The following is a 16,150-nucleotide window of genomic DNA, read 5'->3' as shown; positions in this document are numbered from 1 at the left end:
TTGGCTTGAACATGGGGGCGGATGTTATCTATACCAAGCTCATCAGCGCCGTATACAGCGTGGCCGGCGTCGAGGACGTAACGCTGACGGTCGGTAAGGTCTTGGGAAGCCTTGGCGGCGCGAATGTCTCTATACAACCTTACGAGGTGGCGCAGGCAACGGCAGCGAATGTGACGGTGACCAGCCATGTTTAGCGTTAAGGACATGCTTCGGCGTTTTGCAGACACGTATAACAAGGACCCGAACAGTAATTTAGGCAAGCTGATCGGCATCTTGCATGAGCAGTTGACTGCCATAAATGGTACGTTGGAAACGGTGCGGGAATGGAGGTCCATCGACGCCGCCCAAGGTACTACACTGGACCGGATCGGCAGCAACGTTGTACAGCCTCGCGGTGCGGCCACGGATGAGGTTTACCGTGTGCTGCTCAAAAGCAAGATCGCCAGAAACTTGTCCAAAACGGACGTTAACACGATCATCCATGTTCTGGCCTTGGCGTTAGATTGTAATTATAGCGACATACGGATTCAAGAAAAATTCGACGACCCGGAAGACCCGGAGCCTGCGGCAATCAATCTGATTCGTGTACCAACTCAGCGGCTGAATGAGGTCGGTATGTCGCCGGTTCAGTTCGCGCAGATTGTGCAAAAAACGGTCGCCGCCGGCGTCCGTGTTGCACAGATCGAGCTCACCGGGACGTTTTCCTTGTCCTCTCAGTACGATGCACTGGAGACAAGTCCTCTCGGCTTGGCTGATATAGATATGACAACTGGCGGGACGCTTGGCGAGGTCTACATGCCGGGTGACGATTATCCGCTACCCATTTAGGAGGGATTTGATTGGCAGATTTCAATGAGCAATTACCGGAGTGGCAGGCTGCCGGGGTTGAACCGCCTGAATCCAAAAGGACGACAGGCTGGCAGGTAAACGACAAACCGCCTGCAGGGTGGCTCAATTGGTTATTTAACCGAATCTACGCTGTATTGATTGAAATCCGTAGTGTAGTTTCTACACACAAAGCGGACTATATCCGTCAGCCCGCTTATGCCACTACGTCCGGTACGTCTACCGCGTACATTGTAACCCTTTCACCGGCGCCGACAAGCTTGCCGGATGGCCTTGGCGTTACGATTGTTCCGCACGTGGCAAACGGGGCCAGCCCGACGCTTAACATTAACGGTTTGGGCGCTGTAGCCCTTAAAGACAACAAGGGTAATGCCTATGCAGCGGGAAAGCTACAGGCTGGTAAGCCCTATATGTTTCGAAAGGTAGGTGCGGATTTTTTGGCAGATAGCGCAAGCGGAGGGGAAGGCACTCTTACCGCCTCTGACTTGCGCGCCGGGAAAACCGGAACAAACGATAACGGGGATGTAATTACAGGGACTGTGCCTGTTCGAACTGGTGGAACGGTAACACCTGGGCAGTCTACGATAACTAAGCTGGCTGGGATTTACGATACGGATATTGTTGTAGCAGCAGTACCATTTGACGCGGCTAAGGTTGTTAATGATACCACGATTGCGGGTAAAACAGGGACGATGGTTAGGCGTACCGGAGGCGAATACCCTGGGTATGAACGAGCGCAATCCGCTATGTCAACCCCCGGTAGAGTGCATCTGTACGCGCCGAACGGTGCGTACATTGACCAAACGGGTGATGAGGGTGGGGGGCATTTCGGAGTATTTGCAGATGACCCGGATTTTATTGCCCCATATTTCCGCTCTGACAAAAACTTCTTCGGATTACAGGGCAGCATGCCTGTTATTACTTCTGGTTCAGACCCCGCGCAGGGTGTTGGTAAATGGGGCGATGGCTCGTTAGCCGTTTATCCTTCCGAAGGATATCGTAAAGGCGGACCCGGCGCGGGAGAGATAAAAGTATCCGTTGCGCAATTACAGTCTGTTAATGCTTATCTTCAAGCCGCTTATATCCCGGTAGGGGCTGAGATATTTGGTATTAACGGAGCGTATACAGGTAGGGCGGACAGTGATGGGATTACAATAAATCGCGGACAAATATACACATACAATACAACATCAGCAGGACAGTTCCGGAATATTTACGCGATTATAGTTTGTAACACATCAGCCGCAACTTATTGTGGATGTGTGTTCCCTTCGAATACATCAAATGGGGGGATTTACAGAGACACAAACTCACAACTAAGAGTTAATTATATTAGTAACAATAGAACGGGCGGACAGCATTCTGCTTCACTCGCGATTGAAAATTTATCCACCACGACCGATTATACAGGGTTACGAGTTATGGTAATCGGCGAAAAACTCTAAGGAGGACATATGAATATACAAGATTTTATTAATAAAATCGCCCACTAGCTGCGATCATCATCCGTGATGATGTGGCAGCACTGCTTTAGCAATAGATTGCTGGCGCCGAATAGGGCGTTTTTATTTTGCCCTCGTATCTGATCCGGGGGATTTTTAAAAGGGAGAAACATAGGGGGAGAGGGCGACCATGACAGAAATGGACGTACTTAAATATTTTTTAACGCAAGGCCCGTTCGCTGTGCTATTCGTTTGGCTGTTTATCTATGTAATGCGGGCAAATAAGGAGCGTGAAGGTCGGCTGCAGGATCTATTAGGTAAGTTTTCGGAGAAGTATGATCTCATCATCGTAGAGCTTCGCGAAATGAAAGACCGATTTCCACACAAAAATTAACAATGATATTAAGGGGATGATTTGAATGGAATGGAATGCTATTGCTAATTTTATTAAACCGGAATTATTGCTTGTCGTGGCTGTATGTTGGGTGATCGGGTATGTTTTGAAGCAAACGCCGCGTGTTCCGGACTGGACCATCATTTACGTGGTTACGCTGGCTGCTGTGGTTGTGGTTATCCTGGGATACGGACTTTCTGTCGAAAGTGTCTTACAGGCCGTCTTGTGTGCTTCCGTCGCCGTATACGGCAATCAGCTCGTCAAACAGGCTAAGAAGGGAAATGGTGAACAATGAAAAAGGTATGGATTGATGCGGGCCACGGTGGTAAGGACCCGGGAGGTATTGGTAACGGGCTGAAGGAAAAGGATATTGTCCTTACGGTATCGCTCGGGATCAGGGAGCGGCTGGAACGGGATTATGACGGCGTGCAAGTGCTGTTGTCCCGTAGCGCCGACGGTTTTTTGGAATTGAAGGAACGAACGGACCTCGCCAATAAAGCGGGGGCTGATATCCTGGTATCCATTCACTGTAATGCGGGAGGCGGAAAAGGCGGCTTTGAGACCTTCCGTTATGTCCAAGCTTCTGCTGCGTCGGCTACGCTGCAAAACGTTCTCCACAAGGCTATCAAGGCCCGGCTGGATTCGTCCGCACCCGGCGTTGTCGATCGCGGCCAGAAGGCGGACAATCTGCATATGGTTCGTGAAAGCAAGATGCCTGCCGTACTCACAGAAAATCTGTTCGTCGATGTCGCGGCAGACGCGGGCCGGCTGAAAAATACTGCCGTGCTGAATGCGATCATTGATGGGCATGTGTACGGGATTGCGCAGTACCTGGGGCTTAATAGAAAGGAACTGGAATCTGCGGGCAACGAGGATCGGGCTACAGTAGTGGTCAACGGTAAACGGCTGGATGCCACCGCGCCGCTGATCGAGGGCACAGTACACGTACCGTTGCGGGCCGTCGCTGAAGCGCTGGGGGTAAAAGTATCCTGGGACAATCAGACGAAAACAGCGAGCATCACGAAGTAAATTCCCAAGCGGTTGGGAATATAAAATTCCCCGCCAACGATACCGGCGGGGAATTAATTATTTGAATTCTATTTTCGCGTCGTACTTTTTTTGGTTATCTTGTTTTACGTTCCTTTCGTCGCCTGTATGAGCATTCCACATTAATCTGATCCATTTTATATCTTCCGCATGACCATGCTTCAGGAAAAATGTTACGTTTCCTTCTTTAGTTACCCCGGGATATATTTCTCCACCTATATCAGTTCCCTGATTGACATCAAAATAAGCGTCAACTTGCTCTCCAGTAGATGTTACTAGAACGGCTTGCTCTGGGTAAGTTGTGAAAGTATCCTCGGTGGTGTTTTCGATATTGAATTTTACCCCAACAGCTGAACCAATAGTCCCGTCTGTCATTGGAACTTTATCCGAAACCACAATTTTATTTATTGAAGTTTTCAATCCTTGAAAATCACCAGTCCATGTTGCTCCGTCGATTACAGTCCAGAAATCGGCTGTCTTTGCCGTCTCCGTCGGTAATGGGGATGATACTGCGTTGCCCTTCGCATCACTGGAACAACCTCCGATTAAAGTTGCTGCAACAATTGATATCGCAATAAAACTTTTTAATCTCTTCATGATCCCTCCGCTAAACAATGAATTATGACAAAATCATTTTAGCAGGATTGGGTATTTTTTACTATGTATTTTCAAAAGAACAATCTGTATAACCGTGTATCTAAAATTAAAGACTGTCTCTAATCACAAAGAGGATTCGCCAAGGGCAAATCCTCTTTGCTTCGTTCATTATTTAGCCGTTAACGCCGTGATTAAATGCAACGGAGTTTTCAGCCGAGTCAGCCGAAATAGTTGGGGATAAAGTAACTACGATACTAAGAAATGTTACGATTAACGTTGCTGTTAATATTTTTTTCATCAGAAAGCACTCCTTTTAAAATATTATCATACACGCCTTGCTGTTCCAGAGTTGCAAATGCACGTATAGTCTCATACATTGCAATAGTTGTAATAATTTCCCTGCCTACACTCATTTTAACCCCAATTGCTAGATAATCAAGAATATAATTTATTGCATCAGGGTATCGCTGCTGATTCATGCGGTAAATGGATAGCTGGTGAAGCAATTTGATATAATACACACGGTTTCCGGTATCTTCGAAGCTTGAAAATGTTTCAAGCTCCTTCGGAATATAAGTATCAAGCAGTTGATCAATATTCCACTTATTCAAATTGGCTGCTTCTAGCATAGTAATGAGACCTGGCAGGATTTCCTCCTCATTCTCCTTAATAAAATTATGATACTCATCCAAAACTTCTAGCTTTCCTGATAGCAAATCAATGGCATATGAATTTGCTTTTGCAAAATGCTTGAAACGCTGAACTTCTTCTTGGCCTTCTTGATCCAGACCAACTAACCCATCTAAGTTTGCATACTTGTCTATGTACTCTCTTGCTGCATCATAACGCCCTTGTTTTTGATAAACGATAGACTTTGCTAAATAGCTGTAACCGATGTAAAACACAAGCGGCCGTCTCAATGGGAGTTGAAGCCCGGGAAAAACGTTCGCTTGTTTTAGCTGACTTTTATACAAACTATCAGCCATTGCCTGCATATGAGTCGCAATAAGATCAGCTTCGTTCCAATCGTTTTGCTTATAACTCAATCTGAACAATTCAAAAGCCTTGTCTAATGGATGATTTTTTTCTGACAATAAATAAACTTCTTCGCTAACTTGTTCTTCCAAGCTAATCCCTCCACATGATAGATACATTATTCATAAGGAGTCAAAGGTGTATCTCTGCAAATGTTATCCTCCATATAATTACAAATATATACAATAATTAACTAGAGGTCAATTACCGATCAGAAAATCTTTCCCTCAATGTTCAAGGGAATGTTGGAATTCACTGCCGTCTCGGGTTCCCGCGACGTTTCCCCATTACTGGGGAAGACGTTTCGGCCGGTTCCCATCCGGCCATCATCAGGCAGGGTACTTTCTTTGGCATTTTAACGATTTTGCTTTCCCAGACCCAAAGCCTCCTTCAAGCCGCTTTGCAGAATCTGTGAATAATTAAGCCCGGCCTCATCCGCTGCCTCTCGAAGCCATTTGGGAAGAGTGCAGTTTTTTGTAACCGACTTATTTGCTGCCTCATCGCGATACGGAGGCATATACACGTCGACGAACACAATCTTGTCGGACGGATCTTCGAATTCAATCTGTGCTGGAGTAGATGGAGCCGGCGGTACCTCTCCCCTTTCCTCCATTTCCAATAATAAATTAATCAGCATGTCTTTAGCGTCTTTGACAGCCGTGTGGATATCGGGAGCCAGAATCGCAGTCCCAGGAAAATCAGGGAAGTATAATCCATAGCCACCGTCTTCTCCCTGTTCTGCTACTACCGGATAAATATAGCGCGGCACTTGGGTTGCCAATTGGTTCACACTCCTTCATTTTATCTTTCACTTGTGGGAGGGGGTAAGGGAAACCCGGGGTTAGAATTTAACCCCGGAAGTCCGTTCTATGCTCTTCAGCGTCCCTTTCGGGACCATCTGGCCCATTGCGTGGATGCTTACGTCAGCATACCGCGTTGGGTCAGATGGGTGTATGTAGCGCTGGTGGCTTCCGCGCCCGCTGTGGTTCGGTGAAGCTATGAACCCTGCGGCCTTTAAGCCTTTGAGCACTTCCCTTACTGTGACTTGCTTCCCCACTCTCTCCCCTCCCTTCTGATATTATTATAACACGCATAATAATGCGCGTCAACATAAAACAAGCATAATAATGCGCGTCATTAATCATACCCGACTCCCCTGCGGCATTCCATTTTCATTTCGATCATCAGCACCGGACGTCCATAAGGCATTTCTTCTCGGTCCCATCGCTTAACATCTTCATGGCGGTATACGGTGATCGCATAAGGAATTTTGACGGCGTACCATTCAGCGACTTCTCCAGCTTGCCGTGGAGTGAGTTGGGGACGGTCGTATGAGCGCCAGCGGGTGGGTTCTTCCGGATCAAAGAATTGATCGACAAATTGCTGAAGGGTCGTTAATTCAATTTTCATATTTTCCCTCCTGACTATTGAATTACGAACGTTTATTCGTATATAATTCAAGAACAAACGTTCGAAAGGATGATGATTTATGACAGCAATACCGAAGCCGTCAACCAAACGAAAAACTGATGATCGCCCCAAATTGGATGAGTTTACTCAGCAGGAAATAGCCGAGCAGCTTCAAGAGGCAAAAGAGAATGACAAGCCAATTATCGTGATGGTCTGGAAGTATGGAACCGTCCAAGGGACGGTAGAGAAGCTTGACGGAGACAGACAACAGATTCACATTAAGCAGGGTCATGACGACATTGTAAAAGTTCCGTTCAGAGACATATTGAAGGTGGAGAACCCGGCCTTTTAGAGCCGAGTCCGTGACCATATTTTGACCATATTTGTGCCTGAAACCATCGGAATTAATCGTATAACAAAACGAAAAATTTCCTATTATAATGCGATTATCCGAACTATTCGGAACGCGATATTTAAGAACGTAAAAAGTACGGCCTCAAAGCCGCTCGTCGCGCTCCTCAGTTCTCGAAACGTTAATATTTTTTGTGCATCAACGAATTTCAGCCTCTGGCTCCTAAAGCCAGGGGTTTTTATGTTAGCATACTAAGTTCCTACAGCTCGATAACTGAATCGAATTTCTTTAACATTTATAGGGAAATGTTATTTTGCAATCTTTTAATGCTGAAATATCATTGACATCCCATGGGAAAGTTATATACTTATTTCATATTAACTTAGTTGGAATTTAAGCTAATGAAGTTTTATTTTGGGATGGAGGAATACGGAATGAATTTGCTTGAAAAAGAAGAGCTAATCAAAGTGAAGGCTGAAGAATTAGAGCATGCCACACCAGAGGAGATTATTCGCTGGGCGGTGGAAACTTTTCCAAATATAACTTTTGCCTGCAGCTTTGGAGCCGAAGACGTTGTGCTGGTTGATATGCTGCAGAAGGTGAGTCCATCTACCGATATTTTCTACCTGGATACGGATTTTCACTTTCAGGAAACCTATGAGACTAGAGATAAGATCGAAGCGAAATATAACTTGGAATTTGTACGGGTATCCCCGCAAATCACTCCAGAGGAGCAAGCTCAGCAGTATGGCGAGGAACTCTGGAAATCAGAACCGAACCAATGCTGCAATATCCGTAAGGTAGAACCTCTGACGCGTATTTTGTCCCAATACGATGCATGGATTACCGGTATTCGCCGCGACCAGGCCCCAACCCGCGCCAATGCGAAGAAGATCGAATATGATTATAAGTTTGGTCTGGTAAAATTCAACCCGATTGCGGACTGGACGAGCGAAGATGTATGGAATTATATCCGCAGCAACGATGTTATCTATAACCCGCTGCATGACCGCCACTTCCCGAGCATTGGATGCGAGCATTGCACACGCGCCGTTATGCCTGGCGAAGATCCGCGTGCGGGACGCTGGTCCGGTTCCGATAAGACGGAGTGCGGACTGCACAAGTAAGACATATTAATCGCAACAACAGAGAAGGGAAGAAAATAGATGACTGCAATCCTTCCGCATGGCGGAACGTTGATCAATCGGATAGCTGAGGGCGAGGAGAGAGAACGGCTGCTTAAGGAAGCGGCAGGATTCAAGAAGATTGCCATTAATACCTGGACAATCTCTGATTTGGATTTGATCGGTGTCGGCGCATTTTCACCGTTAACCGGTTTTCTGAATGAGGAGGACTATCATTCCGTAGTTAAGAATATGCGTCTTGCGAACGGTACGGTATGGAGCATTCCAATTACGCTGTCTCTAAGCGATGAGGAAGCCGCCGCATTGGCGATCGGTGAGAAAGTAGCCCTGGTCGGTGAAGAGGATGGAGTAATATACGGGCTTCTGGATGTCGAGAGCATTTACAGTGTCGATCAGCAGGTCGAAGCGCAGAATGTATTTAAGACAACCGATCCGGAGCACCCGGGCGTAAGCAAGCTTCTTGCCCGAAATGCAACCTATGTCGGCGGTTCGATTACCGTACTCAACCGTCCGCAGCCGGAGAAATTCGGAGAGTTTTATTTTGATCCGGCCAAGACCCGCGAAATTTTTGCGGAAAAAGGCTGGAGAACAGTTGTAGGCTTCCAGACCCGGAATCCCGTTCACCGCGCACATGAGTACATTCAAAAGTCTGCGATGGAGATTGTAGACGGATTGTTCCTGAACCCGCTGGTCGGTGAGACGAAGTCGGATGATGTGCCGGCAAATGTCCGCATGAAGAGTTACCTGGCCCTGCTCGAAAATTATTATCCGCAGACCCGGACGTTCCTTGGCGTATTCCCGGCAGCCATGCGTTATGCGGGCCCGCGTGAAGCGATTTTCCATGCCATGGTCCGTAAAAATTACGGCTGTACCCATTTTATCGTAGGCCGCGACCATGCCGGTGTAGGCGATTACTACGGCACGTATGAAGCGCAGGAGATTTTCTCCAACTTCACTGCTGATGAACTGGACATTACGCCGCTGTTCTTCGAGCACAGCTTCTTCTGCAAGAAGTGCGGAAATATGGCTTCGAGTAAGACATGCCCTCATACCAAAGAAGATCATGTAGCCTTGTCCGGCACCAAAGTTCGCGCTATGCTGCGTGAAGGAGTGTGCCCGCCGCCTGAATTCTCACGGCCGGAGGTTGCCCAAATTCTCATCGAAGGCATGAAGGAAGTTACAACCTCATAAAATCATGGATTAAAGGTACTATTTGACCCTCTTGTCCCATATAGATGAGTAGAATCTATCGGGACGAGGGGGTTTTTTATTATGTCCGGCCGTAAAGGTAAAAAGGTCTCGGTCTGGATCTCTTGGAGCGGCATAAAAAAGGGAATTTGGGGCATCGCCCTTATGGCCCTGCTGCTGGGCATTATTTCGTATGACATGCCTACCGCGAGAACGTGGAACTACTGGAGCCTGCCGCTGTCCGGTAAGGTCATTGCAATTGATGCGGGACATGGCGGTCCCGACGGAGGAGCAGTCAGCCGGGAAGGCTTGATTGAAAAAGACATTAATTTATCCGTCTCGCTCTATTTACGCGATTATCTGCAGCAGGCGGGCGCCGTCGTCATCATGACGCGTGAAGGCGATTATGATCTGGCCGGATCGGATACAAAGGGCTATTCTAAGCGCAAGACAGAAGACCTTAAACGGCGTGTCAGAACGATTGAGGATAAGAGAGCCGATCTTTTCATTAGCATACACATGAATAGCATCCCATCAAACCGCTGGAGCGGCGCTCAAGTCTTCTACTATCCGAATCATTCGGGTAATGAAGCTCTGGCAAGTCTTGTACAGGAAGAACTCCGGACAGTTCTTGCGAATACAGACCGAGTCGCGAAAACGGTAAAAACCGTGTACCTGCTGCAGGTGCTGCGAATGCCGTCTATCTTAGTTGAGGTGGGATTTCTGTCTCATCCGCAAGAGTCGGTTCTGCTCGGTGATGACCTATACCAACGGAAAGTGGCAACAAGCATTTACAGAGGCATTCTGCGGTATGAAGCGGGCGAACAGGCAAAGGACTACTCATCCCCTAAACGGTAATGCTATAATAGACAAACAAGATCCGGTCAATAAACTGCCGGCTACAGAACAGGGGTGTTTTCCAATGCTGTCCAGGGAACAAATACAAGAATTACTGCTGCCAATTACCGACCCGGAAACCGGAAAAAGCTTGGTAGAGCTGCAGTTGATCCGCGATATTATGATTAAGGAAGACCGTATTTCTTTATCATTGGTCTGTCTGGAAACAGATGAAACGAAGCGGATGGAGCTTGAGCAGGAGGTTAGGGATCGGCTGCGGGAAGGCGGCGCCGAGAATGTCCATATCCGTCTGAGGGACGCCACCGACCATGAGCGGTCTCTATTGAAACAGGGAGGCACAACCGAAGGTGAACAGAAGCTCAAAGGTCACGCGGCGGGTCTAGAAGGGCTTGAGCTGCTTAATGAGAACTCAGGTGTCCATTTCATTGCCATAGCGAGCGGCAAGGGAGGAGTCGGCAAATCGACGGTTACGGTTAATCTGGCTGCTGCTCTCGCGCGAAAAGGCAAAAAGGTCGGTCTGATCGATGCAGACATTTACGGTTTCAGCGTTCCGGACATGATGGGAATCGAGGAAGGGCCTGTCGCCCGAGACGGAACGATTATTCCTGTAGAGCGCTTCGGTGTGAAAGTGATGTCGATGGGCTTTTTTATCCGTGAAAATAATCCGGTAATTTGGCGCGGTCCGATGCTGGGCAAAATGCTGCGTCAATTCTTCAGCGATGTCGCTTGGGGAGAGCTTGATTATATGCTGCTGGACTTGCCTCCGGGAACGGGCGATGTGGCGCTTGACGTCCACCAGATGCTGCCGCAGAGTAAAGAAGTTATTGTGACCACTCCTCATGCTACAGCGGCGTTTGTGGCGGCGAGAGCGGGCTCTATGGCGCTGCAGACCGATCACGAAATTCTAGGGGTTATCGAAAATATGGCCTATTATCAATGCTCGGCCTGCGGCCAAAAAGATTATATCTTTGGTCGTGGCGGGGGAGCAAGACTGGCCGAAAATCTGCACACGGATTTGATCGGGCAAATTCCGCTTGGAGCGCCGGACAACCATGTCTCCGATCCCGATTTCTCGCCATCTGTGTATAAAGCAGGAACGGATACAGCTCGGTTATTCGACGAAATTGCAGACCGGGTCATCATCAAATGTGAATAAATGCTAAGAAGCCAGGCCCTATATAAGAGCGCCTGGCTTCTTAGTGAGCTCAAGTCCGTTATACTGTCTATATAAGATTCACCTTCGTTCATTTTTTGGCTATTGTCCGCCAGCTCCACTATCTCCGCCGCTTTCTCCGCCACCGCTACCCCCGCCTGAACTTCCCTTGCCGCCTCCTTTTTTCTCAGTTTTTGGCTGAAGCTCCTCATGAACGACCGATTTAAGCAGTGAAAGAACCTCCATTCGGAACAAAGGGTTTTGCATCGTTTCCTGCATGACGGTCATCGTCTGCTTCCGGTAATCCGGCGTTTTGGTAAGATCAAGGAACATTTTCATCATTTCGGGAGATTTCATAATTTGGGCAACCGATTTCTGGTAAGTCGGGTCTTTGATCAGTTGAAGGTGCAGCTGCTTGTTCTGGGAATTGATCGCTTTGGCAAAATCCCCGGCAAACCGCGGGTCCTTCATAATTTTCTCGATTTCCTTCTGATACTCGGGAGCTGTAATCGTATCCTTTACCGCCAGACGAATCTGCTCATTTGTCTGCGGGAGCATCTTCATGCTCATTGTACCGCTTCCGCCGCCTCCGCCAGCACCCCCGCTGGGTGTGGACATTGCTTCCTCAACCGCCTTTTTACCCTCTTCGCTTTTTAATATATCGACGACCATTGTCTTCATTTCCTTATAGCTAAACTGCTGTGAAGAAGAGCTGCTCTGCTCGCTTCCGCAGGCCGTCAAGACCAGAATTAGGCCAAGCACAATTCCACTATTCCGTAATACCGCCCGTCTCATTGGTGCCGTCCTCCTTTTTTGGGGATACTGATATGTAGTATGCCGTAGAGAAAACACATTTATGTTTGCGGCGGTCATGGTTTTTTGGCGGCAACCTTGGTAAAATAAATCTGTCACGGGGGTGAGCAGCCTGAATATAAAGAAATGGTTTCATCTGTTCTGGACAACACTGCTGATCGGTTCCGCAGGAGCTGTCGCAGCAGGGCTGGCGCTTCAGGGAATCAGCGGCGCCGTTCCCTTCACAAGCTTAACGGACACCTTTCTTTATGCGCTTATTTTATTTGGCTACGGGATGCTGGTAAGCGTCTACTCTCAGCTTGGCTTTTTTGCATACCTGATTCTGAACTATATGGGATTTGGCGTGTTTCCGCGAAAAATATGGCAGTACATACAGCTCGCTTTGGCAGTTATCGCCTTGTTCGATTTGTTTTTTCTGCGTTCGTTCGTCGGGGGAGAGCGGAGTCTGATATCCGATTTGACTCTTGGTTTTTCCATATTGTTTGCTGCCATCGCTGTTGCTTATTTCAAAGTGCGAGATACCAACGCTTCGGCCTGGATTCCGACGTTCTTCTTCATGACCGGTATTACAATTGTGGAAATGATCGGCGTGCTGCGGATTGGTGTGGATAATGCAACCTTATTTATAGTGGTTCCGTTGATTGCCTGTAATGCATTCCAGATTTTGAGACTTCACCGGATTTTGTGGCCGGCCGCCGGATCATCAGGATGAATACCCTAACTCCGTTGCTGAGGAATCAGGAAGCGGGGTTATTTGCGTACAGTGCGATTGAGTTTCGAAAGGTGGGGTTAAACATAAAAGAAAGACCTTGATACTTCTGGGAGGGGTATATATGAACATCGACCGCTATATGATAAAAGACACAGACGGCAAAATACTGCCCAAGCTCAACCCTGGCGAAACGGGAGACTTCACAAATAAAGAAGAGGCGGAGGCCCAAATGGGCGCTCTTAAGGAACGGCTTGCCGAACTGCAGGACATTTTTTTCGCTCAAAAGAAGCATGCGCTGCTGATTGTTCTTCAAGGGATGGATTCAAGCGGTAAGGACGGCACGGTAAAGCATGTTTTTTCGGGTATCAATCCGCAGGGCTTTACGGTGACCAGCTTCAAAAAGCCGACCCTGGATGAGTCGGCCCATGATTTTTTGTGGAGAGTGCATAAACAGACCCCGGCCAAAGGATATATATCGGCCTTTAACCGCTCCCATTATGAAGAGGTACTCGTACCCCGCGTTCATGGAGGTCAAGATAAAGCTGAGACCAAGCGGCGCTTTCGCCACATCCGGCACTTTGAAGAGATGCTGACGGAGGAGAACACGATTATCATTAAGCTGTTTCTTCATATCTCGAAAGACAAACAGCTGGAAAAAATCCAAGAACGGCTCCAAGACCCGACCAAGCATTGGAAGTTCGATGCGAGCGATCTCGAAGAACGGAAATATTGGGACGACTATCAGGAGGCTTACGAGGATATTTTTAAAGAGACTTCCAAAAGTAATGCGCCATGGTACTGGATTCCGGCCAATCACCGCTGGTTCCGCAACTATTTGGCATTGAATATCATAGTTAAGACATTGGAGAAGCTGAAGCTCACCTATCCCAAACTGAACACCCTGACTCCGGATATTTCCGAACTGATCTCCCCGCGCCATTAATCGGCCGAAAGTCCCTGCCCCAAAAAAGGATTACAGACCAGCAGCATCCTCCAGCCGATCACTGAGCCACGCCGAGTCTCTTACTTCCTTGCCCTCGGTACTGCCTTGGCTGATTAGCTCGGAGACAGTCACAAATTCATAGCCTTGACTGCGGAGGGCATCGATTATATGAGGAAGCGCCTCATGGGTTTGCTTGCAGGAGTCGCTGGCATGGAGCAGTATGATATCCCCGGGATGAGCTTTGGTAGTCACGCGCTTCACTATATTTTCTACGCCGATATTTTTCCAATCCAGCGAATCGGTATCCCATTGGATGACTTTATAGCCGAGGTCGTTTGCCACCTGCAGGACTCTTTTGTCAAAATCGCCGTTGGGCATGCGGATCAGCTTCGGTTCTTTCCCGGTTAATTCATTCAGAATCGTACCTGCCGTCGTAATCTGATTTCGAATTTCCTCGCTGCTCAGCGAGCTGTAATTGACGTGTTTGTGGCCGTGGCTGCCAATCTCATACCCTGCATTTTTTATGTTCGCCACAATGTCCTGATGTGTCTTGCTCCATGGGGAAGACAGGAAGAACGTAGCCTTGTCGACTTTCTTGTCCTCCAGCACCTTGAGAATCGGCCCCGGACGTTTCTCGCCCCAACTGATATCAAAGGTCAGAGCGATCAGCTTTTTCTCCGTAGGTACACTGTAAATGGCGGAAGGGGGCGATTCGGAAAAGACGGTAATATTGCCACGCTCTACATAAACGACTCCGGCAGCAAGCAGAGCAGCGGCGCAAATGTAGAAGAAACGCTTTATTTTTTTGCCGCTGAATACATAGAAGGAATTCATTCACTCAAGACTCCTCTCCCATACGAAAGCTTGTTTGTTCTAAATGTATGCTCGTACGGAAAGGTTATGACTTAGTATAAAACGAAACTCCCAGGAGGTAAGACATGTTCTCTATATTTACGTTTGGCCGTGATATCTACACAATACGCAAGGCGCTCTTGTTCTCATGTCTGTTGTTCATAGTCGGCATTGCAGCCGGATGGATTGGAACGGGCAGTCTGGAGCGGCTTCTGATGCAGCAGCTGCAGGGACTGGGCAGCATTAGCGAAAAATTACGGGAATCGTCCTATCCGCAGTTGAGCTTTTTTGTGTTTATCTTTTTGAACAATAGCATTAAAGGCGTTCTGATTATTTTTCTGGGAGCTTTGTTCGGCATTCTTCCGGCCATCTTTCTCTTGATCAACGGGGCAGTCATCGGTTATTTAGTGCACACATTTGTGCTTCAGGGAAGGGATGTATTTGAACTGATTGTCAAGGGGCTGCTGCCGCATGGGATTATTGAAATCCCCGCCATCATTATAGCCTGTGCTTTCGGACTTCAGTTTGGCGCCAAAGCGGCGGCAAGCATGGTGAGAAGAACCCGGAGCGGGGGAGATTGGCCATCTTTTATGCGCCAGACGCTGACGGCGTCCATTTGGATCGTTATATTGCTGCTCATTGCAGCGGTCATTGAGAGCACGGTTACTTTTGCGCTCTTATCATAATATTTCGAAAAATTGCACATACCATTAAAACGCAAAAACGCAAATTTGGGGTAATGAACAGTATAAATAAATAATCAGTTTTTATAGGAAATAAATATAATTATGGTTATTATTTGGACACTTCGGTTAATCTAGTGTAAGCGGTAGTTCAAGCCGAATCTCCAGTTTAATCAGAATAAATAAAGGAGGCCAAGCAGATGTTGGGTATGTTGTTCAACGAAAAAGAATGCAAAGAACTGGACTATGTCTTGCGTAAAGAATTGGACGAAATGCTGCTCGACTTAAGCGATCAACGATTGGATCAAAATATCAGGCATGCTATTGCTAACAGATACAAGACTGTTTTTCGCATGTACGCCCGTTTCGCGCCGCAAAAGGAACTTTCCAAATACGCTTGGGGCGGCCGCTCATCCCAAATCAAGCATTAATAAAAAGCGGATGCTTCATAAATAAAAAAAGGGTTGACTAAAGAGGAAGCGTCGTGATAAATTATATCTCGCGCTCCTTTTTGTTATGTTAAGAAGGCGCAGGCAAGAAAAATTGAGAAAAACTTTTTTCGAAAAAGTACTTGCCAAACAGATAGACAATGTGATATATTATAAAGGTCGCCGCGTGAGACGCAGCGATGCACTGAAAGAGATATTGATCTTTGAAAACTGAACAACGAGTGAGTGGGA

The 16,150-nt window shown here is 47.4% G+C and carries 21 protein-coding genes and 2 pseudogenes; 16 read left to right on the top strand and 7 right to left on the bottom strand.

What is annotated here, in order from left to right:
• From L691_RS32650 to L691_RS0109515, 6 genes and pseudogenes are all read left to right on the top strand, one after another.
• Nucleotides 1-194 (top strand): annotated as a pseudogene (locus L691_RS32650) (baseplate J/gp47 family protein); the annotation flags it as partial.
• Nucleotides 187-828: a hypothetical protein gene (locus L691_RS0109535; protein WP_025690224.1), complete on the top strand. Its 642-nt coding sequence runs from the start codon at nucleotides 187-189 to the stop codon at nucleotides 826-828. The pseudogene L691_RS32650 and the gene L691_RS0109535, both read left to right, overlap by 8 nt.
• 11 nt (nucleotides 829-839) lie before the next feature.
• Nucleotides 840-2,291, top strand: coding sequence for a hypothetical protein (locus L691_RS0109530; RefSeq protein ID WP_025690223.1), 1,452 nt, complete (start codon nucleotides 840-842; stop codon nucleotides 2,289-2,291).
• Between the two features lie 187 nt (nucleotides 2,292-2,478).
• Nucleotides 2,479-2,682 (top strand): BhlA/UviB family holin-like peptide, encoded by a 204-nt coding sequence (locus L691_RS0109525; protein ID WP_025690222.1) that lies wholly within the window; start codon nucleotides 2,479-2,481, stop codon nucleotides 2,680-2,682.
• 25 nt (nucleotides 2,683-2,707) lie between these two features.
• Nucleotides 2,708-2,977, top strand: coding sequence for a phage holin family protein (locus tag L691_RS0109520; RefSeq protein ID WP_025690221.1), 270 nt, complete (start codon nucleotides 2,708-2,710; stop codon nucleotides 2,975-2,977).
• Nucleotides 2,974-3,711: an N-acetylmuramoyl-L-alanine amidase gene (locus L691_RS0109515; protein WP_025690220.1), complete on the top strand. Its 738-nt coding sequence runs from the start codon at nucleotides 2,974-2,976 to the stop codon at nucleotides 3,709-3,711. The genes L691_RS0109520 and L691_RS0109515 overlap by 4 nt, the downstream gene beginning before the upstream one ends.
• 57 nt (nucleotides 3,712-3,768) lie before the next feature.
• On the opposite strand, the gene L691_RS28440 is transcribed toward L691_RS0109515, so the two are convergent.
• The 5 genes from L691_RS28440 to L691_RS0109490 all read right to left on the bottom strand — a co-directional run bounded on the left by L691_RS28440 (nucleotide 3,769) and on the right by L691_RS0109490 (nucleotide 6,771).
• The gene (locus L691_RS28440; RefSeq protein ID WP_025690219.1) at nucleotides 3,769-4,326 is read right to left on the bottom strand and encodes a hypothetical protein; all 558 of its coding nucleotides are present in this window, start codon (nucleotides 4,324-4,326) and stop codon (nucleotides 3,769-3,771) included.
• 254 nt (nucleotides 4,327-4,580) lie between these two features.
• Complete coding sequence (locus L691_RS0109505) at nucleotides 4,581-5,453, bottom strand: hypothetical protein (protein ID WP_025690218.1); 873 nt, start codon at nucleotides 5,451-5,453, stop codon at nucleotides 4,581-4,583.
• A 263-nt stretch (nucleotides 5,454-5,716) separates the two neighbouring features.
• Nucleotides 5,717-6,142 carry a type II toxin-antitoxin system HicB family antitoxin gene (locus L691_RS0109500; RefSeq protein ID WP_232229146.1) on the bottom strand — a complete coding sequence of 142 codons (426 nt, stop codon included), beginning with the start codon at nucleotides 6,140-6,142 and terminating at the stop codon, nucleotides 5,717-5,719.
• A 60-nt stretch (nucleotides 6,143-6,202) separates the two neighbouring features.
• On the bottom strand, nucleotides 6,203-6,391 hold the full coding sequence (locus L691_RS0109495; protein WP_232229148.1) for a type II toxin-antitoxin system HicA family toxin: 189 nt from the start codon (nucleotides 6,389-6,391) through the stop codon (nucleotides 6,203-6,205).
• 107 nt (nucleotides 6,392-6,498) lie between these two features.
• Nucleotides 6,499-6,771 (bottom strand): hypothetical protein, encoded by a 273-nt coding sequence (locus L691_RS0109490; protein ID WP_025690215.1) that lies wholly within the window; start codon nucleotides 6,769-6,771, stop codon nucleotides 6,499-6,501.
• Between the two features lie 79 nt (nucleotides 6,772-6,850).
• Here L691_RS0109490 and L691_RS28435 point away from each other — a divergent pair, with 79 nt between their 5' ends.
• The 6 genes and pseudogenes from L691_RS28435 to L691_RS0109465 all read left to right on the top strand — a co-directional run bounded on the left by L691_RS28435 (nucleotide 6,851) and on the right by L691_RS0109465 (nucleotide 11,470).
• Complete coding sequence (locus L691_RS28435; protein WP_025690214.1) at nucleotides 6,851-7,123, top strand: YolD-like family protein; 273 nt, start codon at nucleotides 6,851-6,853, stop codon at nucleotides 7,121-7,123.
• A 125-nt stretch (nucleotides 7,124-7,248) separates the two neighbouring features.
• A pseudogene (rpsI, locus tag L691_RS34060) lies at nucleotides 7,249-7,308 on the top strand (30S ribosomal protein S9); the annotation flags it as partial.
• Between the two features lie 249 nt (nucleotides 7,309-7,557).
• The gene (locus L691_RS0109480) at nucleotides 7,558-8,250 is read left to right on the top strand and encodes a phosphoadenylyl-sulfate reductase (protein WP_025690213.1); all 693 of its coding nucleotides are present in this window, start codon (nucleotides 7,558-7,560) and stop codon (nucleotides 8,248-8,250) included.
• 39 nt (nucleotides 8,251-8,289) lie between these two features.
• On the top strand, nucleotides 8,290-9,459 hold the full coding sequence (gene sat, locus L691_RS0109475; protein WP_025690212.1) for a sulfate adenylyltransferase: 1,170 nt from the start codon (nucleotides 8,290-8,292) through the stop codon (nucleotides 9,457-9,459).
• Nucleotides 9,460-9,540: 81 nt separating this feature from the next.
• Nucleotides 9,541-10,314 carry an N-acetylmuramoyl-L-alanine amidase CwlD gene (gene cwlD / locus L691_RS0109470; protein ID WP_025690211.1) on the top strand — a complete coding sequence of 258 codons (774 nt, stop codon included), beginning with the start codon at nucleotides 9,541-9,543 and terminating at the stop codon, nucleotides 10,312-10,314.
• A 64-nt stretch (nucleotides 10,315-10,378) separates the two neighbouring features.
• Entirely contained in the window at nucleotides 10,379-11,470 is a 1,092-nt protein-coding gene (locus L691_RS0109465) for an Mrp/NBP35 family ATP-binding protein (protein WP_025690210.1), read from the top strand.
• A 99-nt stretch (nucleotides 11,471-11,569) separates the two neighbouring features.
• Here the strand turns inward: L691_RS0109465 and gerD are convergent, their stop codons facing one another.
• Nucleotides 11,570-12,262: a spore germination lipoprotein GerD gene (gerD, locus tag L691_RS0109460; protein WP_025690208.1), complete on the bottom strand. Its 693-nt coding sequence runs from the start codon at nucleotides 12,260-12,262 to the stop codon at nucleotides 11,570-11,572.
• Between the two features lie 121 nt (nucleotides 12,263-12,383).
• Here gerD and L691_RS0109455 point away from each other — a divergent pair, with 121 nt between their 5' ends.
• On the top strand, nucleotides 12,384-12,992 hold the full coding sequence (locus L691_RS0109455; protein WP_332249071.1) for a KinB-signaling pathway activation protein: 609 nt from the start codon (nucleotides 12,384-12,386) through the stop codon (nucleotides 12,990-12,992).
• A gap of 121 nt (nucleotides 12,993-13,113) precedes the next feature.
• Nucleotides 13,114-13,935: a PPK2 family polyphosphate kinase gene (locus tag L691_RS0109450; RefSeq protein ID WP_025690206.1), complete on the top strand. Its 822-nt coding sequence runs from the start codon at nucleotides 13,114-13,116 to the stop codon at nucleotides 13,933-13,935.
• A 30-nt stretch (nucleotides 13,936-13,965) separates the two neighbouring features.
• Here the strand turns inward: L691_RS0109450 and pdaB are convergent, their stop codons facing one another.
• A complete protein-coding gene (gene pdaB, locus L691_RS0109445; protein WP_025690205.1) occupies nucleotides 13,966-14,769 on the bottom strand; it encodes a polysaccharide deacetylase family sporulation protein PdaB in 804 nt (267 codons plus the stop codon).
• Nucleotides 14,770-14,873: 104 nt separating this feature from the next.
• Between pdaB and L691_RS0109440 the strand changes: the two genes are divergently transcribed.
• On the top strand, nucleotides 14,874-15,473 hold the full coding sequence (locus L691_RS0109440) for a stage II sporulation protein M (protein ID WP_025690204.1): 600 nt from the start codon (nucleotides 14,874-14,876) through the stop codon (nucleotides 15,471-15,473).
• A gap of 197 nt (nucleotides 15,474-15,670) precedes the next feature.
• Nucleotides 15,671-15,901 carry a hypothetical protein gene (locus tag L691_RS0109435; protein ID WP_025690203.1) on the top strand — a complete coding sequence of 77 codons (231 nt, stop codon included), beginning with the start codon at nucleotides 15,671-15,673 and terminating at the stop codon, nucleotides 15,899-15,901.
• Nucleotides 15,902-16,150 lie beyond the last annotated feature (249 nt).

This window comes from Paenibacillus zanthoxyli JH29 (assembly GCF_000520715.1).
In the GTDB taxonomy this organism is placed as follows: Bacteria; Bacillota; Bacilli; order Paenibacillales; family Paenibacillaceae; genus Paenibacillus_AQ; species Paenibacillus_AQ zanthoxyli.
The sequence above is the reverse complement of the archived record's forward strand: the minus strand, read 5'-3'. Positions and strand labels throughout refer to the sequence as shown.